The 23,229-nt window shown below is 51.9% G+C and carries 20 protein-coding genes and 1 tRNA gene; 13 read left to right on the top strand and 8 right to left on the bottom strand.

Annotated elements, in window-relative coordinates; all coding sequences use genetic code 11:
• Nucleotides 1–61: 61 nt before the first annotated feature.
• From pgsA to uvrY, 3 genes are read right to left on the bottom strand one after another with little or no spacing between them, the layout of a single operon-like run.
• The gene (gene pgsA / locus AACU55_RS17805) at nt 62–610 is read right to left on the bottom strand and encodes a CDP-diacylglycerol--glycerol-3-phosphate 3-phosphatidyltransferase (protein ID WP_013576294.1); all 549 of its coding nucleotides are present in this window, start codon (nt 608–610) and stop codon (nt 62–64) included.
• A gap of 56 nt (nt 611–666) precedes the next feature.
• Nucleotides 667–2,502 (bottom strand): excinuclease ABC subunit UvrC, encoded by a 1,836-nt coding sequence (uvrC, locus tag AACU55_RS17800; RefSeq protein WP_013576295.1) that lies wholly within the window; start codon nt 2,500–2,502, stop codon nt 667–669.
• Complete coding sequence (gene uvrY / locus AACU55_RS17795) at nt 2,495–3,151, bottom strand: UvrY/SirA/GacA family response regulator transcription factor (RefSeq protein WP_013576296.1); 657 nt, start codon at nt 3,149–3,151, stop codon at nt 2,495–2,497. The genes uvrC and uvrY overlap by 8 nt, the downstream gene beginning before the upstream one ends.
• A gap of 739 nt (nt 3,152–3,890) precedes the next feature.
• On the opposite strand from uvrY, the gene AACU55_RS17790 reads away from it, so the two are divergent.
• The 3 genes from AACU55_RS17790 to AACU55_RS17780 all read left to right on the top strand — a co-directional run bounded on the left by AACU55_RS17790 (nt 3,891) and on the right by AACU55_RS17780 (nt 5,160).
• Nucleotides 3,891–4,115: a DUF2594 family protein gene (locus AACU55_RS17790; RefSeq protein ID WP_037037254.1), complete on the top strand. Its 225-nt coding sequence runs from the start codon at nt 3,891–3,893 to the stop codon at nt 4,113–4,115.
• A 109-nt stretch (nt 4,116–4,224) separates the two neighbouring features.
• Complete coding sequence (locus AACU55_RS17785) at nt 4,225–4,398, top strand: hypothetical protein (protein ID WP_162906065.1); 174 nt, start codon at nt 4,225–4,227, stop codon at nt 4,396–4,398.
• Nucleotides 4,399–4,401: 3 nt separating this feature from the next.
• Nucleotides 4,402–5,160: an AraC family transcriptional regulator gene (locus AACU55_RS17780; protein WP_134705863.1), complete on the top strand. Its 759-nt coding sequence runs from the start codon at nt 4,402–4,404 to the stop codon at nt 5,158–5,160.
• Here AACU55_RS17780 and leuA read toward each other — a convergent pair.
• A complete protein-coding gene (leuA, locus tag AACU55_RS17775) occupies nt 5,147–6,817 on the bottom strand; it encodes a 2-isopropylmalate synthase (RefSeq protein WP_134705862.1) in 1,671 nt (556 codons plus the stop codon). The genes AACU55_RS17780 and leuA overlap by 14 nt on opposite strands.
• Before the next feature lie 161 nt (nt 6,818–6,978).
• Nucleotides 6,979–7,398: a hypothetical protein gene (locus AACU55_RS17770; protein ID WP_037037247.1), complete on the bottom strand. Its 420-nt coding sequence runs from the start codon at nt 7,396–7,398 to the stop codon at nt 6,979–6,981.
• 227 nt (nt 7,399–7,625) lie between these two features.
• Here AACU55_RS17770 and AACU55_RS17765 point away from each other — a divergent pair, with 227 nt between their 5' ends.
• A complete protein-coding gene (locus tag AACU55_RS17765; protein ID WP_013576302.1) occupies nt 7,626–7,874 on the top strand; it encodes a hypothetical protein in 249 nt (82 codons plus the stop codon).
• Between the two features lie 255 nt (nt 7,875–8,129).
• On the opposite strand, the gene AACU55_RS17760 is transcribed toward AACU55_RS17765, so the two are convergent.
• Nucleotides 8,130–8,205, bottom strand: a tRNA-Lys gene (locus AACU55_RS17760).
• A gap of 371 nt (nt 8,206–8,576) precedes the next feature.
• On the opposite strand from AACU55_RS17760, the gene cycA reads away from it, so the two are divergent.
• The gene (gene cycA, locus AACU55_RS17755) at nt 8,577–9,971 is read left to right on the top strand and encodes a D-serine/D-alanine/glycine transporter (RefSeq protein WP_015690203.1); all 1,395 of its coding nucleotides are present in this window, start codon (nt 8,577–8,579) and stop codon (nt 9,969–9,971) included.
• Between the two features lie 404 nt (nt 9,972–10,375).
• On the top strand, nt 10,376–15,106 hold the full coding sequence (locus AACU55_RS17750) for a glucoamylase family protein (protein WP_240785642.1): 4,731 nt from the start codon (nt 10,376–10,378) through the stop codon (nt 15,104–15,106).
• 130 nt (nt 15,107–15,236) lie between these two features.
• Here AACU55_RS17750 and AACU55_RS17745 read toward each other — a convergent pair whose 3' ends face one another.
• Nucleotides 15,237–16,226 (bottom strand): metal-dependent hydrolase, encoded by a 990-nt coding sequence (locus AACU55_RS17745; RefSeq protein ID WP_134705860.1) that lies wholly within the window; start codon nt 16,224–16,226, stop codon nt 15,237–15,239.
• A 9-nt stretch (nt 16,227–16,235) separates the two neighbouring features.
• Nucleotides 16,236–16,925 (bottom strand): HTH-type transcriptional regulator RutR, encoded by a 690-nt coding sequence (gene rutR / locus AACU55_RS17740; RefSeq protein ID WP_013576306.1) that lies wholly within the window; start codon nt 16,923–16,925, stop codon nt 16,236–16,238.
• Between the two features lie 411 nt (nt 16,926–17,336).
• Between rutR and rutA the strand changes: the two genes are divergently transcribed.
• From rutA to rutG, 7 genes are all read left to right on the top strand, one after another.
• Nucleotides 17,337–18,428 (top strand): pyrimidine utilization protein A, encoded by a 1,092-nt coding sequence (rutA, locus tag AACU55_RS17735; protein ID WP_015690205.1) that lies wholly within the window; start codon nt 17,337–17,339, stop codon nt 18,426–18,428.
• Nucleotides 18,425–19,177, top strand: coding sequence for a pyrimidine utilization protein B (rutB, locus tag AACU55_RS17730; RefSeq protein ID WP_015690206.1), 753 nt, complete (start codon nt 18,425–18,427; stop codon nt 19,175–19,177). Before rutA ends, rutB begins: the two co-directional genes overlap by 4 nt.
• A gap of 26 nt (nt 19,178–19,203) precedes the next feature.
• A complete protein-coding gene (gene rutC / locus AACU55_RS17725) occupies nt 19,204–19,590 on the top strand; it encodes a pyrimidine utilization protein C (RefSeq protein ID WP_013576309.1) in 387 nt (128 codons plus the stop codon).
• A gap of 42 nt (nt 19,591–19,632) precedes the next feature.
• Nucleotides 19,633–20,472, top strand: coding sequence for a pyrimidine utilization protein D (gene rutD / locus AACU55_RS17720; RefSeq protein ID WP_134705859.1), 840 nt, complete (start codon nt 19,633–19,635; stop codon nt 20,470–20,472).
• The gene (locus tag AACU55_RS17715) at nt 20,457–21,047 is read left to right on the top strand and encodes a malonic semialdehyde reductase (protein ID WP_134705858.1); all 591 of its coding nucleotides are present in this window, start codon (nt 20,457–20,459) and stop codon (nt 21,045–21,047) included. The genes rutD and AACU55_RS17715 overlap by 16 nt, the downstream gene beginning before the upstream one ends.
• A 69-nt stretch (nt 21,048–21,116) precedes the next feature.
• Nucleotides 21,117–21,650 (top strand): NADH-dependent FMN reductase RutF, encoded by a 534-nt coding sequence (rutF, locus tag AACU55_RS17710; protein ID WP_134705926.1) that lies wholly within the window; start codon nt 21,117–21,119, stop codon nt 21,648–21,650.
• 31 nt (nt 21,651–21,681) lie between these two features.
• Nucleotides 21,682–23,031 carry a pyrimidine utilization transport protein G gene (gene rutG / locus AACU55_RS17705; RefSeq protein ID WP_134705857.1) on the top strand — a complete coding sequence of 450 codons (1,350 nt, stop codon included), beginning with the start codon at nt 21,682–21,684 and terminating at the stop codon, nt 23,029–23,031.
• Nucleotides 23,032–23,229: the final 198 nt, after the last annotated feature.

Genomic DNA, 23,229 nt, shown 5'->3' with positions numbered 1-23,229 from the left:
GATTGAGTCAATAAAATTATCTGCTTCATGCGTTCGTTTGACGTTTTTTACGGCAGTTTGATCAGGGTTCCAGCAAATCATGGCGTGCAGCGTTGAGATATTGGAACATTGACCAGAAAGTCAGCACTGCAGCAATATAAAGTGCAACCACGCCAACCCAGACCACAATAGCATCAGGACGCCACAACAGCGCGACCAGCGACAGCATCTGCGCCGTGGTTTTCACTTTCCCGATCCATGAAACCGCCACACTGCTGCGTTTTCCAATCTCAGCCATCCACTCACGTAGCGCGGAAATAATGATTTCGCGGGCAATCATGGTCGCAGCCGGTAACGTAATCCACCAGGAGTGAAAATATTCAGCCACCAGCACCAGCGCGATCGCCACCATCACTTTATCGGCTACCGGATCAAGGAATGCACCGAAACGCGTCGTCTGCTTCCAGCGGCGTGCCAGATACCCATCAAACCAGTCGGTCACGGCAGCAAAAACGAAAATCAACGCACAGACCATTGATGCCCATGGATAAGGCAGATAAAAGGCCAGCACGAAGAACGGTATCAGTACAACGCGGAACAGGGTGAGGCACGTAGGTATATTAAATTGCATAGCGAAGGTAACTGTTTGTCCGGTGTGGATATTATGAGTATGTTGCTACATTGCCTTTAGTGTTTCAACGCATTATGAATCTTTTCTGCCAATGCGATAGAAATACCCGGTACCTGTGCAATTTCCTCTACGCTGGCATTCAGTAATGGCTGAATGCCTCCCATGTATTTCAGTAAAACCTGACGCCGCTTCGGCCCGACGCCTTCAATTTCTTCCAGCGCACTGGTCGTACGGACTTTCGCACGTCTCTGCCGGTGGCCGGTAATCGCATGGTTATGCGAGTCATCACGAATATGCTGGATGACATGCAACGCTGGCGAATCAGCGGGTAACGCAATCCCTTCACCTTCCGGCACAAAGAACAGCGTTTCGAGCCCGGCCTTACGATCCGCACCTTTCGCGATACCAATCAGTAAAGGTTTGGATTTGTCCCACTCCACATTCAGCGAATGAAACACATCCAGCGCCATGCCGAGTTGCCCTTTGCCGCCATCAATAAAGATAACGTCAGGAATTTTATTGTCATCGAGCGTCTTACCATAGCGACGCTGCAATACCTGCGCCATCGCCGCGTAATCATCGCCGGGCGTAATGCCGGTAATGTTGTAGCGTCGGTATTCAGAACGCACCGGGCCATTGCCGTCAAAAACCACGCAGGAAGCGACCGTCTGCTCGCCCATAGTATGGCTGATGTCGAAGCATTCCATACGGTTAATTTCCGCAAGATTCAGTGTTTTTGCCAGTTCAGACAGCCGCTGATGGATTGTCGACTGCTGCGCCAGTTTGGTCGTCAGTGCAGCAGAGGCATTGGTGCGCGCCAGTTTCAGATAACGGGCACGGTCGCCCCGCGGCTTACTCTGGATTTGCACTTTGCGCCCGGCCAGTTCACTGAGCGAATCGGCCAGCAGATCTTTTTCCGCCAGACTGAAATCCAGCAGAATTTCGCCGGGCAGTGTCCGTTGCTGACTGCCCTGCAAATAGAATTGTCCAACGAAGGTCTGCACCACTTCGCCCAGATCGGTGCCGCCTGGTACTTTCGGGAAATAACTGCGGCTGCCCAGCACTTTGCCCTGACGGATAAACAGAACGTGCAGACATGCCATACCTGACTCGAAGCCCACGCCGATCACATCCAGATCTTCGCTGTTACCCGACACGAACTGACGCTCTGTCACGCGGCGTACAGCCTGAATTTGATCTCTTATCCGCCCGGCATCTTCGAAGCGCAGCGCTTTACTGGCTTCTTCCATGCGGTTTACGAGCTGTGTGACGACCTGCTGGTCTTTACCGGACAGGAAAAGGCGAACGTATTCCACCTGATCTTTATAATCTTCCTCACTCACCAGCCCTTTGACACACGGTCCCAGACAGCGGCCAATCTGATATTGCAGACAAGGGCGCGAACGGTTGCTGTATACGCTGTTTTCACACTGGCGGATCGGGAAAAGTTTTTGCAGCAGCGCCAGTGTTTCACGCACGGCATAGGAATTAGGAAAAGGCCCGAAATACTCGCCTTTGGCGTGCTTAGCACCGCGGTGAACTGAAAGTCTTGGATGATTATCCGCGCTGAGGAAGATCAGCGGATACGACTTATCATCGCGTAACAATACGTTATAACGCGGCTGATAAAGTTTGATGTAATTATGTTCGAGGAGCAGCGCTTCGGTTTCCGTGTGGGTCACCGTCACATCGATTTGCGCGATGTTTTTGACCAGCGTTTCGGTTTTGCGGCTGGAAACCTGGACGCGAAAATAACTCGAAAGACGTTTTTTGAGGTCTTTGGCTTTACCTACGTAGATTACGGTGCCGCTGGCGTCATACATTCTGTAGACGCCAGGCTGGCTGGTGACCGTTTTCAAAAAGGCTTTTGGGTCGAAACGCTCATCACTCACTGCCTGATAAAGTCTCCGTATTGAACAAACCGTGCCGGATTGCCAGATGTGTTAACTCAACATCACCGCTGATATTTAATTTACTAAACATCCGATAACGATAACTGTTAACTGTCTTCGGGCTCAAGTTCAGCTGTTCAGAAATTTCATTGACCTTTTGTCCCTTAGTGATCATCAGCATGATCTGCAGTTCACGCTCGGATAAGGAATCAAAAGGCGTTTCAGATTGCGGTTCAATCTGGCTCAGTGCCATTTGCTGAGCAATGTCGGAGGCAATATAACGCTGACCCGAATCAACCAGACGGATAGCATTAACCACTTCCTGTGGAGCTGCGCCTTTGCTCAGGTAACCGGAAGCCCCCGCCTGCATCACTTTGGCCGGTAGCGGGTTTTCAGTATAGATCGTTAACATGATGATCTTGATATCTGGCGAAAAGCGGACAATTTTCTTGGTCGCTTCAAGCCCGCCAATACCTGGCATGTTCATATCCATCAGGACAATATCAACGTCATTGGTCCGACACCATTTGACGGCATCTTCACCGCATTGCGCCTCACCAACAACTTTGATGCCTTTGATATCTTCAAGAATGCGTCGGATCCCTGCGCGCACCAGTTCGTGGTCATCAACAAGAAGAACGCTTATCAAAGAGAATTCTCCAAAAAATAAGGGCAACACACCGTCAGGGACTTCACGCTTGTCTTACGTAAACCTACGTATCGAACATTAAAAATTTGCTCTCAGACAGCTTATAAATGAAGAGAAGGTGGCAAATAAGAGGCCAATATCAACTAACTCGCCCCACTACCGCTCATCGGTAGTATTTTTAAAGCAGAAAGACACAGTTATTTATTATAGCCCGCGTATTTTACTCTATCAGACGTTCCTGACCAAGGAATGTCTGCAAAAAACTACTTTGCTGAATGTAAATGAGAAGTACCACCAACTGTATTAATAAATTATTAAAAATACTTGTCTAATCAAAGATCAAGCAGAAAAATCTGCGGTTTCTTTTAAGCGGTAAGTAAATAACTCCAGGCCCTTACTCATATCTGAAACTCTCTTTACGCCATGCTGGCTATTTAAGCGTCAGCACTGTCACTTCATATATCTATGATATATCCAATTATTATTTGCGATCGCACGAATTGATGATGGCTTATATGAATAAGTCTGCACATAAAGATGAAAAATTCTCAATCCCCCATTATGTTTAGTATTCTTTACTCATTGTCCGGAAACACTATATGCAGACGCTTAACCTCCCGTTTTAAGCGGCCATTCTGGCCCTGCCCTAAAACGTGCCAACTATGCTAAAATGCGGCCACTTTTCACCTGTTCAGAATTCGGTGCGCTGCCTGACAGCTTGCCTGAGGGGATACAAATAATGAGTAATTGCGATTTTACGACTGAAGCAAACGTTGAAACACTGGCAACAGAAGTTGCCTGCCTGAAAGCCACCCTGACCCTGATCCTCAAAGCGATTGGCCAGGCTGATGCAGGTAAAGTGATGCTGAACATGGAACGTTTTGTCGCGCAGATGGAAGACGAACAACAGGCTGCCGTGTTCAAAAATTCCCTGCAGCAAATCAAGTTTGCTTACCGTCAGTAATGCTATTTCAGAGTCTGTCACCCTGACAGGCTCTGCCTCTCTCCGCCCGGTTATTCCCCGCAATGTCTGCTATAATCATGCCGTGCATTCATTCAATGAGGACATAAGCATGAGCGACGAAAAGAATAAAGAAAACAAAAGCAAAGCCGACGAAGTCCATGTCAGTGACGGGCTGGGAGAACTGTTTGAAGTTTCTGAACAACTGACGGAAGAAGAAATTGAAAAAGCGGCAGAAGAAGCCAAACAAGCCGTAGAAGACGCCAAAAAACAGAAAAATCATTGATCAATGCATCACAACTTCCTTGCCCCGCATCAGGTGCTTGCGCCTCTGGCTATTGATTATCAACATGGTGAGAGCGAGCCAGCCCACAGTCACAACTGCTCACAACTGATTCATACGCTATCCGGTATTGTAGAAGTGCATACGTCGCTCGGCACCTGGATGGTGCCGCCCGGGCGCGGGGTCTGGCTGCCTGCAGAGGTTGAACACAGTCTGCGTTTTATCGGCGGTGTAAAGGCCCGCACGCTGTTTGTCGATCCCCTCGCCCGTGCTGACTTACCTGCGCAATGTCAGGTAGTGCAGATTTCTCCGCTGCTGCGTGAACTGATTTTGGCCTCGCTGACTATTCCGGCCGATTATCTGCCCGGCGGGCGCGATGAACGCATCATGGAATTATTGCTTGATGAACTGCGTCTGTTGCCGACACTGCCTCTTTATCTGCCGGAACCCAGCGAGCCGGAGCTGAGCGGGCTTTGCCAGCAAATTCGTGCAGATCTTTGTTCAACGTGGGAACTGGAAGATGTCGCGCAACGTCTGAATATCAGCAGCCGAACGCTCTCACGCCGTTTCCAGCGTGAAACGGGATTACGTTTCAGTGACTGGGTTCGCCAGGCAAAATTGCTCGAAGCACTGAACCAGCTTGCCGTTGGCGTTTCAGTTATTGATGTGGCGCTGGCACTCGGCTACGACAGCCCGAGTGCCTTCAGTGCGATGTTTCGCCGGTCGCTTGGCGTCTCACCCAGCGAATATTTTAATCAGTCATAATGGCGCTGGCCGCATTGAACAGTGCCTGCAATGAAGCACTGGACACATCGCTGTCAATCCCCACGCCATAACACGTTTCGCCCAACCTCCCCCGACAGCTCAGATACGCCACCGCGCGACTGTGGCTTTGATGTCCCAGCGTATGTTCATGATAATCGCCGATTTCCAGGAGCACATCGTAACTGCGACGCAAAGCATCCGCTGCACCGGACAGCAAACCGTTACCGCTACCCGTAATATGTTGTTCTTCATTGCGATAGCGGATCCGCGCGCTGAAATGACAGACGTTTTGCTCATCGCTGCGGATGTCATAACTGAGCAATTTCACTACGGGCAGATCGGTTAACCCGTAACGCTGCCGGAACAGTCGCCAGATATCGCTGGTACTCATTTCCTTGCCATGCGTATCGGTTTCACGCTGCACCGCTTTACTGAAATCAATTTGCAAACCGCGCGGCAATTTCAGCCCGTGATTCTGTTCCAGCAACCAGGCCGCCCCGCTTTTACCGGACTGGCTGTTCACGCGGATCACCGCTTCATAACTGCAACCGACATCCGCAGGATCTAACGGCAGATACGGCACGCGCCAGACCGTGCTCTCTGATGCTTTCTGTGCAGCAAACCCTTTTTTGATGGCGTCCTGATGCGAGCCCGAAAATGCCGTAAACACCAGTTCACCGGCATACGGATGGCGCGGATGCACCGGTAACTGGTTACATTCCTCCACCGCCTCGACAATCGTCTGCAAATTGCTGAAATCCAGCTGCGGCGAGATGCCCTGCGTGTAAAGGTTCAGCGCCAGCGTCACAATATCCACGTTGCCGGTGCGTTCACCGTTACCAAAAAGACATCCTTCCACACGGTCGGCACCGGCCAGCATCGCCAGCTCGGCACAGGCCACACCGGTTCCGCGGTCAGTGTGCGGATGCACACTGATGGAAACCTGTTCGCGGTGGCTGAAATGACGGCAGAACCATTCAATCTGATCGGCATAAACATTCGGTGTGCTGACTTCTACTGTTGCCGGTAAATTAATGATCATCGGCCTTTCATTGCCCGGTTTCCAGACATCCGCCACGGCTTCACACACTTCCAGCGCAAACTCCAGTTCAGTGAAGCAGAAGGTTTCCGGTGAATACTCAAACGTCCATTCAGTCTGCGAATATTGTTCGCACAACTGACGAATTTGCTGAGCGCCGCGAACCGCCAGCTCACGCGTTGCGGCCTGATCCTGATTAAATACCACTTCACGGAACACAGGCGCAGTGGCGTTATATAAATGCACAATGGCACGCGGCACATCTTTGAGTGCCTCAAAGGTGCGGGCAATCAGATCCGGCCGCGAAGGCGTCAGCACCTGAATCACCACGTCATCCGGGATGAGCCTCTCTTCAATCAGGCTGCGGACAAAATCAAAATCGGTTTGTGAAGCCGAGGGAAACGCCACCTCAATCTGCTTAAAACCACACTTCACCAGCAAATCAAAAAACTGACGCTTACGGGCATTATCCATGGGTTCTGCAAGCGCCTGATTGCCGTCACGCAAATCACTTGAACACCATTGCGGCGCTTTACAGAGCACATTTCCTGGCCACTGGCGATCGGGTAAATTCACCTGCGGGAAGGGGCGATATTTTTGCGACGGGTCGTTTAACATACGATTCTCCTTTTATCATTGGGCAGCGGTTATGTTCCGTTAAATCCATAGTACGCAAACGATAACTTCCTGCGCCTGACTAACTGACAGTCACCCTCGCAAAACGGACAAAAAGAAAATGATCATAAAAAAACCCGCATTCTGCGGGTTTATTCATTTTGTTATTTATTGCCGCTGCCTTCCGGCCGGATATTGTAGGTTCCGAAGAAGCTGCGATCCGTTTCCAGACTGATACTTTTACCATTCGCATCAACGGTAATCGAACCTGATGTCTTGGTCAGCGCGCAGGCAATGCGAACATCAATAGTGCGCATCCCGTTCGGCACATTCAAATCCACGTACTGATTAAAATGCAGGGAAGCCACGGTTTGTCCGTCTAAAAACACTATCAGCGGACAGGTTTTCTCAAACGGCACGACTGACCACTGATCTAAACGGTGTAAACGGATGTGGGTCTGCCCTGCCGGCGCTGCCGGGCTGGCGTTAGCGAAAGATGACTTGACCTGCAGCGTCGGTTCATAAGGATTGGCCGCACACCCGGCTAAAAATAAAGCAGCCAAGGCCACCAGTGTTTTTTTCATCGTTATCTCCCTGAGTTTATGCACGAATGATAGCAGTGTGCGCGCGGCGGGCAACAAAAAACCGGTGGGAGCGGGTACGGAGTGTCCGCAAGCGTAAAAAAGTCATCTAAATCTGTGACGTTAGTACAAAAAAACATCACCCGAATTGCTAATAGTCCTCCACTGGTATTTGATATTCTTGTTAGGATTTATCCGATCAGTCGTTCAACTCAGTTTCAGGAATCACTATGTACAGCTACACATTAATCGCCCCCGCAGGGATCGTTAAAGCCTACGAAGACGAATTCCGCGACAAAGGGATTGAGTTACTGGTTGCCAAACAGAATCGTTCGGAGACGGTCGTCTTGCGCAGTGACCGGTTCACCGAAGAAAGCACATTTATCACGCACGTTCATCTGCTGATCTTCAGCCTGTGCATGCGTGTACAAAAACAACTCAAAAATGGCAATGCACCCAATACCACCATTATGTATTGATGCATTCCTGCACTTAACACTGTTTTGGCCTCAAACCGGGGCCTGACAGCTATTCCCTGTATTTCTTCCTTCCGCTCATCTTTATATGCCATAAAAATATTCCTGCCAGATTGCGTAAATAAACGACAAACCGTTGAGGTTTATTTCCCGACAGCCGATGACTTTATTAGCAGTGCATAAAACAGAGGAACTGACGGATTAAAGAAGAAGGGAAATAACAGCAGAAGGAGCTTAATGCATTGATTAATCATTTGTTGGTGGGTCGTGGCGGGTTCGAACCGCCGACCAATTGATTAAGAGTCAACTGCTCTACCGACTGAGCTAACGACCCAACGGGACGGATTATTCTCCTCTGCAAGGGTGATGTCAAACGCTTACCCCCGCTTTTTTGCCGTTATTTTCATTAATATTTGTGAAGCTCATCACTCTTAAAAACGCTATTATTCCCACCGTCTCTGAAGAGACTTGATTAATTAACACTCAGTTATCCGCGATGTAAAAATTACGATACATTTTTTCCGTTGGCATTTTTCATGCCAGTTATAATAAATGCACACTTAACATTACTATTACAACGTTCACGCACGCTGTCGTTCCGGTCGTGATGACCAAAGGGCCACTCAGAGCTCAAAAAATTGACGTAAATGAATGCGATATGGCGGAGTTCATACGCAAAAAGCAAAAAACAGGAATCAATACAACATGCAAGAAGAGTCAAAAATCCTCGTCCAGCCTGGGGAAGAGAACGCTGAAGGTTTGCGGCGAAATCTTTCCAACCGTCATATCCAGCTCATTGCCATTGGCGGCGCGATCGGTACCGGCCTGTTTATGGGCTCAGGCAAAACCATCAGCCTCGCCGGTCCGTCCATCATCTTCGTCTACATGATCATCGGCTTTATGCTGTTTTTCGTCATGCGCGCGATGGGCGAACTGTTACTGTCCAACCTCGAATACAAATCTTTTAGTGACTTTGCCGCCGACCTGCTGGGCCCGTGGGCCGGGTATTTCACCGGCTGGACCTACTGGTTCTGCTGGGTGGTCACCGGCATCGCCGACGTCGTCGCCATCACCGCTTACGCGCAGTTCTGGTTCCCCGGACTCTCGCAATGGGTCGCCTCGCTGCTCTGCGTACTGGTGCTGCTGAGCCTGAATCTCGCCACTGTGAAAATGTTCGGTGAGATGGAATTCTGGTTCGCGATGATCAAAATCGTCGCCATCGTCGGGCTGATTATCGCCGGGCTGGTGATGGTGCTGACCCACTTCCAGACCCCCACCGGCACCGTCGCGTCCTTCAGCAATCTGTGGAATGATGGCGGGTTCTTCCCGAAAGGCGTGAGCGGTTTCTTTGCCGGTTTCCAGATAGCGGTGTTCGCGTTTGTCGGTATCGAACTGGTGGGCACCACCGCCGCCGAAACTAAAGATCCGCAGAAATCCCTGCCGCGCGCCATCAACGCCATTCCGCTGCGCATCATCATGTTCTATGTGTTCTCACTGATCATGATTATGTCGGTGACACCCTGGAGCCATGTGGTGGCGGATAAAAGCCCGTTCGTTGAACTGTTCGTACTTGCCGGTCTTCCGGCTGCGGCGAGCATTATCAACTTTGTGGTGCTGACTTCGGCGGCGTCTTCCGCCAACAGTGGCGTATTCTCCACCAGTCGCATGTTGTTCGGTCTGGCACAGGAAGGCAATGCGCCGAAAGCATTCGGCAAACTCTCTTCCCGCGCTGTACCGTCAAACGGCCTGACATTTTCCTGCATCTGCCTGCTCGGCGGTGTGGTGCTGATTTACCTGATCCCGAATGTGGTGACGGTCTTCACGCTGGTCACGACCGTTTCGGCGATTCTGTTTATGTTCGTCTGGACCATCATCCTCTGCTCTTATCTGGTCTACCGCCGTCAACGCCCGCAACTGCACGAAGCTTCAATCTACAAAATGCCGCTCGGCAAACTGATGTGCTGGGTCTGTATGGCATTCTTTGCTTTTGTTCTGGTACTGCTGACCTTGCAGGATGATACCCGTCAGGCGTTACTCGTCACGCCGCTGTGGTTTGTGATTCTGGCGATTGGCTACGGGTTGCGCAGACGCCAGTCCTGATTGCACGAATATACTGCCAAAGGTATTTGGTAATCACAGTGTCTTGAATTACTGAGGAGCATAAAAATCCTCCTCAGTAATTCTCTCTCATTAATTATTAATCTCTTTTTTATTATAAATGCGCTGCAAATCTTTGGCGGTACTTTCATTTAAATATTTAAATCATAAACATTCACTAAAAAATATAATTTTCTCTGCGTGATTATTTATGATACACGCCCGCCTCATACCTTAGTTAGCATTAAATTGAATTTAATGTCGATTAGCGTGAGGTCTATATTATGTGTTCTGCAAAGCAAGATGTACAACCAGAAATTATCATTCAGGATAATGACCCCTCTATTATTTATACCGGAAACTGGACCCGATATACCGGACGAGCATACAGCGATGATGGTGCAAGTATGGCGCTGTATGATAACGGTAAGTATTTTGAATACACATTTACCGGTTCCGGCATTGGGTATTACAGCGAAGGAAATACCGATCAGGGCGAAATAGATTTTTATCTTGATGGCGTGTTACACGGTACGGCAACAACCAAAACTTCAACGCGCCAGTACAGCGATCTTATTTATTATATTACCGACATATCGCCCGGAGAACATACTTTTAAAGGGGTGAAAAAAAACGGATCCTGGATGCTGCTTGATCAGCTTAAAGTGTATAACGATGCCCCGCTTACCGCTGAAGTAGAGCAATTTTTGGGCGCAGGCAGTGAAGGGACAGCACGACTTCAGTTCAATCAATCGCTGGATAGCCAAAGCGGAACTGAACCGGGAAATTATCAGTTGAACAACGGAGCAAGCGTTGTCTCCGTCACTTTAAGCAATGACCGAAAAACTGCTGATCTCACCATTACCGGGCTGACCACGCAAACGGATTACACACTTACGTTGAGCCAAATCAGCAACCAGATTCTGACCACTACCGTTCAAAACCAGACCTTTACGCTAAACTACACTGCACTTCCTGCGGAACAGGTTTATGACGACCCGGTCGCCGACATTGTATATGCCGGTAAGTGGACGCACAGCACTAACCGTACACAAAGTATCTTTTATCACACCACCTCGTATACCCAGAGTAATAACTCTGCGACCTTTACACTAAACTTTATTGGTACCGGTATTTCTTATATTGCCGAAAGCAGTAGCGATCAGGGTGATGTTGAAATTTATATTGATGGTGTGTCTCAGGGCAGAACAAGCACCTGGTCTTCCACCCATCTGGACAGCCATATTCTGTATCAAAAGGTGGATTTACCGTTTGGTTCACACACGATTCAGGGAATTAAACGTTCGGGGTCTTATGCACATCTGGATGCATTAAAAGCCTACAATGCTGGTGACCTTGAAATCGTTGAAACCACTACCGACAGTAATAACAATATTCTGGTGACGTTTAACCAGGCTCTGGATTCAACGAGTGCGTTAACTCTCACTAACTCTGTGCTGGATAATGGTGGCGTTATTCAAAGTGTCGCGCTGAATGATTTAAAAACCACACTGACACTTAATGTGCCTGACTTACAAACTGGAATTCCCTATACCCTGACTTTCCACGGGCTTAAAAATGAGATCCTGACGAAAGATTTTGCCGATATTCAGGCCACGTTTACTTACAACCAGGGCATGAAGTATTACTACACCTTTGATGATGAAACTGACGGGGCTTTCTTAGAGACCATTAATAACCAACGTAGTGCAATAAGCCAGGGACAAGCCCCCTCGCTGGTGACGGCAAAGCTCAACAATGGTATCGATTTTGCCAGCGGGCAGCCGGGTTATATTGATTTAGGCGTGCTGGATTGTTTGCAATATTCCGCCTTTACCGTGGAAGCCTGGATTTATCCGCGGTCGACGGCGATGAGCATGATCCTCAGCCAGGACACGCGTAATAACAACAACCAGCGCTGGCAGCTTTACACCCAGGACAATCAGCTGGTTTGCACGATGTCGAATGATACCAACAGCACCTCGTTTACTTTAAAAACCAAGTCTTTTATTCCGCTGAATGCCTGGACCCACGTCGCCATTTTGCGTCAGGGTGATGAATATGCCCTGGCGGTTAACGGCAATATAGCGATGACAGGCGGCAGTAACGTGGTGCAAACAAACGTCACCACTTCGGTGAAAGTGGGCGGACGGCTGGATACCAACGGCGCGGTGACGGATGCTTTCGACGGTATCATTGATGAAGTTAAATTCTTTGATTCACAGATAAGCCCGCAAACGTTGAGCGGGCATTATCGTCAACTGGCCGACACGAACTTCAACCTTCAGGCGAGCAACGGCACGCTGAAAGCTGCGTTTGTTCACCCGCAATCTGTCGAGCCTGTGCTGAGTGATTTCCGGACACACCTCAAAGTGAACAGTGAAATGCGCGTGGGTTTGCCAATAACTGGTTTTGTGTGGGATGCGGCAAGCAATACGGCAACACTCTCTTTCACGCCACTCGAACTTGCGGCGGTTGAACAAAATATCATCTTCACCGTGCGTTATCGGGAGTTGCCTGTCGATGCGGATTTCTCGCTGGAACCGACCACGATAGCTGCCCCTTCCCTCTCGTCACTGGTATTAAACGGTTCGTTACTGACGCGCGAAATTCTACGCCCGGATTATCTTTTTACTGACCCCGGCGGTTTTGCAGAAAATGGCAGTGAATACCTGTGGGAAGTGGCGAGCAGTACGACTGGCCCATTCAGTACCATCAACGGGTTGCATACCCGCACAATGATGCTGTTGCCTGAGCACAACGGGAAATACATTCGTGTCACGGTTACACCGCGCAATGAACGCCTGTGCTTTGGTGAGTCACAATCTGTGATTGTCGGGCCTGTCGTTGCGCGAAGTGGCAACCCGCGAACCGACTGGTTCCGCAATGCGCACTACGGCGTATCGCACCATTTCCTGCCTAACTATCTCAATCTCTCATCGGATATTCCGCAAGATGAGAAATGGCAGCCGGGCGAAAGCTGGGACGATTTCCTCAGTACTTTTGACGTGCAGGCTTATGCCAAAGCCGTCAGCGAAACGGGGGCAGGATTTGTTCTGCTGACGATGGATCAACATGCCGGATATAACCTTGGCCCGAATAAAACTCATGACGCCATTCTGGATATTGAGCCTGGCGTGCGCAGCGCCATTCGTGATTTGCCGCTGGAAATGGCTCAGGAACTGGCGAAATACGATATCAAACTGATGTTGTACATGATGGGTTACGCGCCAGCTAAAGCCAGCCTGGTCTATTACGATGATGACGCGAATCAGCACTCGCCGGATCGCTGGGGTGACATGCTGGTCCCGCATCTGTACGAATGTTCCCCGTTTGACAACGTTATCACGTCAGAAACCACGCGCATGAATTACGCGGTGGTAAGAGAGTTTGGTGAACGCTACGGTGATTTGTTAGCAGGCTGGTGGTTCGATGGCATGTGGAATAACTACACCGACATGAGCCAGCCCTACAATATCAATGACGTGGTGGACGGCTCGCGGGCGGGGAATCCGGACCGAATTGTCACCGGGATTGGTGTTCATACCCTGACTTACACGGATTACTCAGCGGGTGAATCCTACGGCTCGAAAAATGCCGAAGGCAACTATGTGATGACTGACCTGCCGGACACACGCTGGGACAGCAACGACGGCTATCATCAGTGGTTCCGCTGGATAGCACTCGGTAACCAGGCGGTGAATGCGGGCTGGGGCGCGATGGGTTCAAGCGATACCGGTAAACATTACGACACCGACGCGCTCGCCCAATGGGTGAAAGACGTAGCTGCCCGTGATGGCGTGGCCTGTATGGATATTCGCATCAACCGTTTCGGGGAACTGGATCCGATTGTTTCTCAACAGCTTGCGGCCGTCAATGCGGCAGTTTATCCGTCCCTCGATGACGAGCAGTTGCTTGATAAAGTACAGCAAACCACGCTGCGCTATTTCTGGGACTACGCACACCCGACCAGCGGTCTGGCTTTTGAGCGGTTATATCGCAACAGCGATGCCGGGCCTGATGAACCCATTGCTATTGGGGGGAGCGGCTTTGGCATCATGGGGATTTTAGTGGCGATTGAGCGCGGTTTCGTCAGTCGTGAGGATGGGTACGACCGCATTAACAAAATGGTCGATTTCCTTGGCGGACCAACCACGCGCTACAAAGGGGCCTGGCCGCACTGGATTAACGGCAGTACGGGCGCGACCATTCCGTTTGGTTCCGATGATAACGGTGCCGATCTGGTGGAAACGTCGTATATGGTGCAGGGCTTGTTAACAGCGCGTCAGTATTTTAACGACACTGCGCTGACGGACAAAATCAACGCCCTCTGGCATGACATTGACTGGAACTACTTCACCAATAACAGCAACAGCCTGTACTGGCATATCGATAAAGATTTGCAGTTCACCATGGGGATGAAAATCACCGGCTGGAATGAGGCGATGATAACCTATCTTTTGGCTATCGCTTCTCCGACGCATGCCATCGACCCGGCACTCTGGAAAAGTGGCTGGTCACAGGGAAGTTATAACAACAAAAACAAAGTCTATTACGACATCACGTTGCCGATCGGCCCGACGATGGGCGGCCCGATGTTCTTTATGCATTACTCGTTCCTCGGTTTTGATCCGCGTAACCTGCGGGACAGTGCCAATAACGTGAATTATTTCCAGCAGGGTGAAGCGCAAAGCCAGACCCAGCAGGCTTACAGTATCGATAATCCTGGCGGATTTAACGGCTATGCAGAAAATTACTGGGGACTGACATCGGGTTACGGGCCTGCAGGTTATGCAAGTCATGATCCAACGTCTGATGACGGCACGATTACCCTTACCGCTGCACTATGTGACTTACCTTATTTACCTGAAGCGTCGATGGCAGCGCTGCGCCATTTTTATGACGACCTGGGCAATGCGCTGTGGACAGAGAAATGCGGGTTTATTGATGGTGTTAATCTTTCCAAAAACTGGTATTCCGATGGATATCTGGCCATCGACCAGGGGCCAATCATTGGCATGATTGAAAACCATCGTAGTGGATTGTTATGGCGCTATTTTATGACCTGCCCTGAAATTCAGCAGGCATTATCTCTTATCGGTTTTGTCGATGATGACATTCCGCCACGTGAGAGTTAATTAACGGTCGGATCTCCGGTGTTTGTCTGCGAGAGTCAATGCAGGCAAACACTTCCCACCGTTATGACAACACTTTGATGCTAACACCTCAGTCGGGGAGCCAAAATGGCTCCTTTTGCTTTATTGCAGATTACTCCACTTCCAGCGCCTGTCTGAACTGATCCCACATTTTCACCGCCGACGGTCTGGCGGATGCCACTTTCACCGGCAGTTCTGGCGGTGCACCGGCTTTCATCTCGCCGAGATCGAACACAAAGGTGTAATCCGGTTCCTGCCCCATACGTAAATCGCTGACCAGAATATGGCCGCCCTGCTCCTTTACGCTGAAAAAGCCGTGGCTGAACCAGGCGACACGCGCCAGAAAGGCATTATCTTTGTGTGCTTCATACAACGCTTCACCGCGCGGATAGAAGCGGAAACGGATCGGCGAATCCGGATGCAGCAGCGAGGTAAACCCTTCGCCGTAACTGTCTTTACTCATCACCACCACACGCCATACCAGCGAATTGAGCGGGGTCGGCGTGACCAGAATCTGCGTGCTTTCGATGTTCTGGCGTTGTAATTCCTCGCCCACATGCCGCGTCACCTGATGTTGCTCGAAGGCGGTACAGGCCAGATATAAACAACTCACGCCCAGCAACACGTTATTCCACATGATCCCACGCTGTTGCTCGCGGTACAGCGCCAGCCCGACGCCGATGATCAGCGGTAAGGTATAAAGCGGATCGACGATGAAAATGCTGCCGACCGCAAACGGATAGTTTGTGAATGGCAATCCAAGCTGCGTGCCGTACACCGTCATCAGATCCAGCAACGGATGAGTGATCAGTGCCAGCCAGACCGCGCCCCACCAGCGTTTGAAACGCTGCCCGCCGCTGAGCAATTTTGCCATCAGCCAGGCAATCAGCGGCGAAACCAGCGTCAGATAAAACAGCGCATGGCTTTCGGTGCGATGCAGGGTCATATTGCTGATGGCGTCACCGTGATCGTAAAACACATCCAGATCGGGCAAGGTTCCGCATACCGCGCCAGCCAGTGCAGATTTCCACACCGGCACCCGTTTGCCCATCACCGCAATGCCGACCGCAGCGCCAAGAACTAATTGTGAAACCGAATCCATTCTGCCCTCTCAGACCCGAAGCTGAATGCCTTCGGTAATAATGCGCTGCACGTTACTCACCGTTTGTTCAAAGAACTCAGGATCACTGAGCGTTTTGCCGGTGATGGCTTCGACCTGCACGCCGAAATCGGCGTAATGCTGCGTGGTCGCCCACAGCATAAATATCAGTTGCATCGGGTCAACAGGTGCGATCAGTTCTGCTTTAATCCAGCCGCGTATCACATCCGATTTATCTTCCACCAGCGTTTTCAGGCTACCGCCCAGTTCCTGTTTCAGCAGCGGCGCGCCCTGCACCATCTCCAGACAAAACAGCTTTGATGCCTGCGGGTGATCGCGCGAAACGCACAGCTTCAGGCGGATATATTCCCGGATAGCTTCCAGCGGATGTTGATCCGACTGCAACGCTTTCAGCGGCGCCAGCCAGATATCCAGCAACCCTTTGAGCACCGCGATATACAAATCTTCTTTCGACGGGAAGTAATACAGCAGATTGGTTTTGGACACGTCGGCGCGCTCGGCAACCTGATCCAGACTGGTGCCATGCATGCCGTACAACGAAAAGAACTCCAGCGCCGCCGCCATGATATTGCTGCGTTTGGCGGCGACGGCCCGCGAGCGTCGCGTCGGTGCTTTCGCCGCCGTCTGGCGGGATTTTTTCTCTCCGGCGTGAGGCAACGGAGGTTCAACCAATGGCTTCACAATGTCTCCCTGAGACAAACAGCAAGACGGAAATCATAACAAATGGAGGTACAAGCGACTATCGCTAAGCCTGTCGATGATGAAAGTAACACCAAAGACAATAAACATTAACCACAAAGAGTTATCCGTTTAACAAATTTGCACCATTTTTGTTCAATCCTGCCTGATAGATGTGCAGTTATTTTTGACCAGATGGTCTGAAACAGACCATTTGCTCCACCTGAAAACGAAACACATTTTTAACTCATTGATAATACTGCGCATTCTAAAAGTGGCATCACGTTTGCAATAGCTTTCCCGTCAGGAGATTTCAGCACGGTGCAATTCGGAACCCGCAGGACGCACTCAAGCCGCGCAGAGATTTTCGCAAGCCCTTGTTTTGGTAATTTTTATTTTCAACCGAGGTGAGCTATGAAAATCGGTGTATTCATTCCTATCGGCAACAACGGCTGGTTAATTTCAGAAACTGCGCCGCAGTACAAACCGACCTTCGAACTGAACAAAACCATCGTGCAGAAAGCGGAGCATTATCATTTTGATTTCGCGCTGTCGATGATCAAACTGCGCGGCTTCGGTGGCAAAACCGAATTCTGGGAACACAATATGGAGTCGTTCACGCTGATGGCCGGTCTGGCTGCCGTGACCTCCCGCATCCAGCTTTATGCCACCGCCGCCACGCTGGTGATGCCTCCGGCGATTGTGGCGCGCATGGCCGCCACCATTGATTCCATTTCCAACGGACGTTTCGGCGTGAACGTCGTCACCGGCTGGCAGAAACCGGAATACGAGCAAATGGGCATGTGGCCGGGCGATGACTATTTCAGCCGCCGCTATGATTACCTGACCGAATACGTCAGCGTGCTGCGCGACCTGTGGGGCACCGGTCACTGCACACTCGACGGCGAATTCTTCAAAATGGACGACTGCCGCGTCAGTCCGCGCCCGCAGAGCGAAATGAAAGTGATCTGCGCCGGACAAAGCGATGCGGGTATGGCGTTCTCCGCCAAACATGCCGATTTCAACTTCTGCTTCGGCAAAGGCGTTAACACACCGACCGCCTTTGCACCGACCGCCGCACGCATGAAAACGGCGGCCGAAGCCGAAGGGCGCGACGTCTCCTCTTATGTCCTGTTTATGGTCATTGCCGACGAAACCGACGCCGCTGCCCGCGCCAAATGGGATTTGTATAAATCCGGTGCTGACGCCGAGGCGCTCGCGTGGCTCACCGATCAGAGCAGCAAAGACACCAAATCCGGCGCTGATACCAACGTCCGCCAGATGGCTGACCCGACTTCGGCGGTCAATATCAATATGGGCACACTGGTCGGTTCTTACGCCAGCGTTGCCAGAATGCTTGACGAAATCGACACCGTGCCCGGCGCAGGCGGCGTACTGCTGACCTTTGACGATTTTGTCGAAGGCATCGAAAACTTTGGCCGTTATATCCAGCCACTCATGAAAACCCGCCAGCACATCGGCACTGAGCAGAAAGAGGTCGCATGATGAACGTTGTTGAGAATCAAACTGTGGTCCGCCGCGAGCCCCACAACACCGGCGAGGAAACGATCCTCACAGCACGTCCTGAAGCTATTGCCTTTACGCCGCAGCAAACGGCGCTGATTGTGGTGGATATGCAAAACGCCTACGCCTCACAGGGCGGTTATCTGGATCTGGCGGGGTTTGATGTCTCCGCCACCGCGCCGGTGATTGCCAATATCAAAGTGGCGATTGCCGCTGCCCGCGCCGCCGGGATCAAAGTGATTTTCTTCCAGAACGGCTGGGACAATCAGTACGTCGAAGCTGGCGGTGCCGGTTCGCCTAACTTTCATAAATCCAATGCGCTGAAAACCATGCGTAAACGCCCGGAACTGATGGGCAAACTGCTGGCGAAAGGTGACTGGGATTATGACCTGGTGGATGAACTGCAGCCGCAGCCGGGCGACATTGTCCTGCCCAAACCACGCTACAGCGGCTTCTTCAATACTCAGCTCGACAGCCTGCTGCGCAGCTACGGTATTCACCATCTGGTGTTCACCGGTATCGCCACTAACGTCTGCGTGGAATCTACGCTGCGTGATGGTTTCTTCCTCGAATATTTCGGTGTGGTACTGGAAGACGCCACCCATCAGGCCGGGCCGGAATTCGCACAAAAAGCGGCGATTTATAACATTGAAACCTTCTTTGGCTGGGTCTCCAGCGTACGTAATTTCTGCGACGCCGTGGGTTACAAAACTGAACAAAACGCGGCCTGACCGCTTTCTGAAAAGGACAATTAACCATGCCTAAAAGCGCCATTATTCCGGCTGGCAGCGGCGTTCCGCTGGCACCTTTTGTTCCGGGCACCCTCGCCGATGGCGTGGTGTATGTTTCCGGCACGTTGCCGTTTGATAAAGACAACAATGTCGTGCATGTCGGCGATGCCGCGGCGCAAACCCGCCACGTACTGGAGATCATCAAAAAGGTGATCGAAACCGCGGGCGGCACAATGGATGACGTCACCATGAATTCAATTTTCATCACCGACTGGGCGAACTACGGTGCGGTAAATCAGGTTTACGCCGAATACTTCCCGGGCGAAAAACCGGCACGGTTCTGCATTCAGTGCGGGCTGGTGAAACCGGATGCGCTGATTGAAATCGCCTCGATTGCCCATATCGGCAAATAATCCGTGCGATGGAACCTGTCCTGAACTCCCTGAGGTAACAGCATGTATTACAAGGTACTGGGTAAGAAAAATGCTGATGCAGAAACCGTTGTGCTTTCCTCCGGCCTCGGCGGTTCCGGTGGTTTCTGGCAGCCGCAACTGGCCATGCTCGCGGAGCATTTCCGCGTGGTGGTCTATGACCAACACGGTACCGGCGTCAGTCAGGGCACGGTGCCCGCCGGTTACCGGATGGAAGACATGTCCGACGAACTGGCGGGTATGCTCAACGGGCTGGATATCAGCCGCTGTCATCTGGTCGGTCACGCGCTCGGCGGCATTATCGGCCTGCATCTTGCCCTGCGTTATCCGGCGCTGTTGCAAAGTCTGGTGGTGATTAACGGCTGGACAAAGCTCGACAGCCAGACGCGGCGCTGCTTTGAAGTGCGGCAGAATTTACTGCTCAACAGCGGGGTCGATGCCTACGTGCAGGCGCAGCCGCTGTTTCTGTATCCGGGTGACTGGCTTTCTGAACATGACGCGTTATTGCAGGAAGAGCGCCAGCATCAGGTGGCGCATTTTCAGGGGATGGAAAACCTGCTGCACCGTTTGCAGGCGCTGATGAATTCAGACCTGACGGCGTCGCTTGGACAAGTGATCACCCCGACGCTGGCTTTCAGTTGTAAAGACGATTTGCTGGTGCCGTGGTCGCGTTCGGTCGATCTCGCTTCCCGTCTGCCTAACGGCGAACACACGCAAATGCTGTACGGCGGCCACGCCATGAGCGTAACCGACCCGGAAACCTTTAACCCGATTTTACTGGACTGGCTGCTGCGGCACTCATCGCAAGCGTCCGCTACGCCGTCCGGTCACCTGCCCACGGAGACATCATGGCCGAAGCATTAACCGCCAGCGCGCTGGCAACCTTATTCACCGAAGCCCGCACGCACAACGGCTGGCTGGATAAACCGGTCACCGGCGAACAACTGAAAACGATTTACCAACTGGCACGCATGGGGCCGACCTCGGCCAACTGCAGCCCGCTGCGCATCGTGTTTATTCAGAGTCCTGAGGCGAAAGAAAAACTGGCTCCGGCGCTTTCGGGCGGCAATCTGAAAAAAACCATGACTGCGCCGGTGACGGCGATCATTGCCTGGGATCCGGAATTTTACGAACTGCTGCCGGAACTGTATCCCTCCGGAGATGCCCGTTCGTGGTTCACCTCCAGCCCGCAACTGGCGCATGACACGGCATTTCGCAACAGCAGCTTGCAGGCCGCGTACCTGATCATGGCCTGCCGCTCCCTCGGGCTGGATACCGGGCCGATGTCCGGTTTTGACAACGCCAGAGTCGACGAAACATTTCTGGCGCAGGAAGGCTGGAAATCTAATTTCCTGATCAACATCGGTTACGGCGATCACAGCAAAGTGTATCCGCGCGCACCACGCCTTGATTTCGACCGCGCCTGCCGCGTGCTGTAAGCATCAATGAAAAAATTTGAGGACACGACCATGCCATCAACCCTGAACGCCACACTGCCTGTTCCCGATATGCCAGTCGTCGAGAAACACGCTGCCGTTGAGAAACAAGCCGCCGTTGAAAAACAAGAGTACCGCGATGCAATGGCGCGCCTCGGCTCAGCCGTCAACATCATCACCACCGACGGCCCCGGCGGACGTGCAGGTTTCACCGCCTCCGCCGTATGCAGCGTCACCGATTCGCCGCCGACATTGCTGGTCTGCCTGAACCGCTCAGCGTCGGTGTATCCGGTCTTCAAAGAGAATCAGGTGCTGTGCGTTAACACGCTGGCTGATTGTCATGAGTCACTGTCCAATTTATTCGGCGGAAAAACGCCGACGGAGCAACGCTTTGAAGCCGCTGAGTGGGAACGCCTCGCCACCGGCTCGCCGATCCTCACCGACGCGCTGGTGTCGTTTGACTGCAAAGTCACGCAAATCACCAGCGTCGGCACCCACGACATTTTGTTTTGTGAAGCCGTTGCATTGCGACGCAACGACGACAGCCACGGACTGGTGTATTTCGACCGGCGCTATCATCCGCTGATGCGTCAGATAGCCTGTTAACTCAATCCTCTCAACTTAGTAAGGGTCGTGCATGGCAAATACCTCCTGGTTTCCACAATGGCGTAAAAGAGAAGGCAATCTGGATGGCGCAGTGATCGCGCCGGATGAACGGCTGCCGTTCGGATCGACAGTAATCATGGGGCTGCAACATACGGTGGCGATGTTTGGTGCCACCGTGTTAATGCCATTGCTGATGGGTTTTGATGCCAACATGGCGATTTTGATGTCGGGCATCGGCACCCTGCTGTTCTTCCTGGTGGTCGGCGGACGCGTACCCAGTTATCTCGGTTCCAGCGCCGCGTTTGTCGGGCTGGTGATCGCCGTGACCGGCTACAGCGGCCACGGCGCGAACCCGAATATCGGCGTGGCGCTGGGGGGCATTATTGCCTGCGGCGTGATTTATACGCTGATCGGTTTTGTGGTGATGGCAGCCGGTACGCGCTGGATTGAACGTCTGATGCCGCCGGTCGTTACGGGTGCGGTGGTGATGGCAATTGGTCTGAACCTCGCGCCGATTGCCATTAACAGCGTGTCGGCCTCTTCATTTGACAGCTGGATGGCGGTGATGACCGTGCTGTGTATCGGCTCGGTGGCGGTGTTCACCCGCGGCCTGGTGCAGCGCCTGTTATTGTTGCTCGGTCTGGTGGCGGCGTACCTGATTTACATGGTCATTACCAACGGCCTCGGGCTGGGCACACCGGTAGATTTCAGCGCCGTGGCACAGGCGCCGTGGTTTGGCATCCCGGCCATCACCACGCCGGTGTTCAGTTCTCACGCCATGCTGATGATTGCGCCAGTGGCGGTGATTCTGGTGGCGGAAAACCTGGGCCACATTAAAGCCGTGGCCGGTATGACCGGCAAAAATCTCGACCCGTACATGGGCCGTGCGTTTGTCGGTGACGGTCTGGCAACCTTACTTTCTGCCTCGGCGGGCGGCACCGGTGTCACGACTTATGCCGAAAACATCGGCGTGATGGCGGTCACCAAGATTTACTCCACGCTGATTTTTGTTGCTGCGGCGATTGTTGCCATTGTGTTGGGCTTCTCGCCCAAGTTTGGTGCACTGATCCACACCATTCCGGGGCCGGTGCTCGGCGGCGCATCGATTGTGGTGTTCGGACTGATCGCTGTGGCAGGTGCCCGCATCTGGGTACAAAACCAGGTGGATCTGGGACTTAACGGAAATTTGATCATGGTGGCGGTCACGCTGGTACTGGGCGCAGGCAACTTTACCCTGAGCCTGGGCGGCTTCAGCATGGGCGGCATCGGCACAGCCACGTTTGGTGCCATTTTGCTCAATGCCTTCCTGAGTCGCAGCAAACAGACAAAAATTCAGCCTGAAATAAAAGCTGGCACAGAAGCTGCATTAAAAGATCACTGACGACCTCAGTTTCTCCTTAGCTCATCATTTTTGATGATCGCCAGCGGTTAGCCGGTCCACCCGTCCGGATTAGCCGCTGGTTTTTTTCTTTCTGCCTCCCGCACATTCTCCCTAATGCCGTTTCCAGCTAACGATTGCAAAATTCCTTCGTTCACCTCCCTCTTAAATTGGTTTGTTATGGGTTCAGCACTTTGGTTC

The sequence above is a fragment of the Rahnella sp. CJA17(1/100) genome (genome assembly GCF_963881615.1).
In the GTDB taxonomy this organism is placed as follows: domain Bacteria; phylum Pseudomonadota; class Gammaproteobacteria; order Enterobacterales; family Enterobacteriaceae; genus Rahnella; species Rahnella aceris.
The sequence above is the reverse complement of the archived record's forward strand: the minus strand, read 5'-3'. Positions and strand labels throughout refer to the sequence as shown.

Excerpts from the sequence above, each read along its gene's own strand:
- pgsA (WP_013576294.1), bottom strand. The coding sequence starts at position 610 with ATGCAATTTAATATACCTACGTGCCTCACCCTGTTCCGCGTTGTACTG.
- AACU55_RS17790 (WP_037037254.1), top strand. The coding sequence starts at position 3,891 with ATGAGTAATTGCGATTTTACGACTGAAGCAAACGTTGAAACACTGGCA.
- AACU55_RS17785 (WP_162906065.1), top strand. The coding sequence starts at position 4,225 with ATGAGCGACGAAAAGAATAAAGAAAACAAAAGCAAAGCCGACGAAGTC.
- AACU55_RS17780 (WP_134705863.1), top strand. The coding sequence starts at position 4,402 with ATGCATCACAACTTCCTTGCCCCGCATCAGGTGCTTGCGCCTCTGGCT.
- leuA (WP_134705862.1), bottom strand. The coding sequence starts at position 6,817 with ATGTTAAACGACCCGTCGCAAAAATATCGCCCCTTCCCGCAGGTGAAT.
- AACU55_RS17770 (WP_037037247.1), bottom strand. The coding sequence starts at position 7,398 with ATGAAAAAAACACTGGTGGCCTTGGCTGCTTTATTTTTAGCCGGGTGT.
- AACU55_RS17765 (WP_013576302.1), top strand. The coding sequence starts at position 7,626 with ATGTACAGCTACACATTAATCGCCCCCGCAGGGATCGTTAAAGCCTAC.
- cycA (WP_015690203.1), top strand. The coding sequence starts at position 8,577 with ATGCAAGAAGAGTCAAAAATCCTCGTCCAGCCTGGGGAAGAGAACGCT.
- AACU55_RS17750 (WP_240785642.1), top strand. The coding sequence starts at position 10,376 with ATGGCGCTGTATGATAACGGTAAGTATTTTGAATACACATTTACCGGT.
- AACU55_RS17745 (WP_134705860.1), bottom strand. The coding sequence starts at position 16,226 with ATGGATTCGGTTTCACAATTAGTTCTTGGCGCTGCGGTCGGCATTGCG.
- rutA (WP_015690205.1), top strand. The coding sequence starts at position 17,337 with ATGAAAATCGGTGTATTCATTCCTATCGGCAACAACGGCTGGTTAATT.
- rutB (WP_015690206.1), top strand. The coding sequence starts at position 18,425 with ATGATGAACGTTGTTGAGAATCAAACTGTGGTCCGCCGCGAGCCCCAC.
- rutC (WP_013576309.1), top strand. The coding sequence starts at position 19,204 with ATGCCTAAAAGCGCCATTATTCCGGCTGGCAGCGGCGTTCCGCTGGCA.
- rutD (WP_134705859.1), top strand. The coding sequence starts at position 19,633 with ATGTATTACAAGGTACTGGGTAAGAAAAATGCTGATGCAGAAACCGTT.
- AACU55_RS17715 (WP_134705858.1), top strand. The coding sequence starts at position 20,457 with ATGGCCGAAGCATTAACCGCCAGCGCGCTGGCAACCTTATTCACCGAA.
- rutF (WP_134705926.1), top strand. The coding sequence starts at position 21,117 with ATGCCAGTCGTCGAGAAACACGCTGCCGTTGAGAAACAAGCCGCCGTT.
- rutG (WP_134705857.1), top strand. The coding sequence starts at position 21,682 with ATGGCAAATACCTCCTGGTTTCCACAATGGCGTAAAAGAGAAGGCAAT.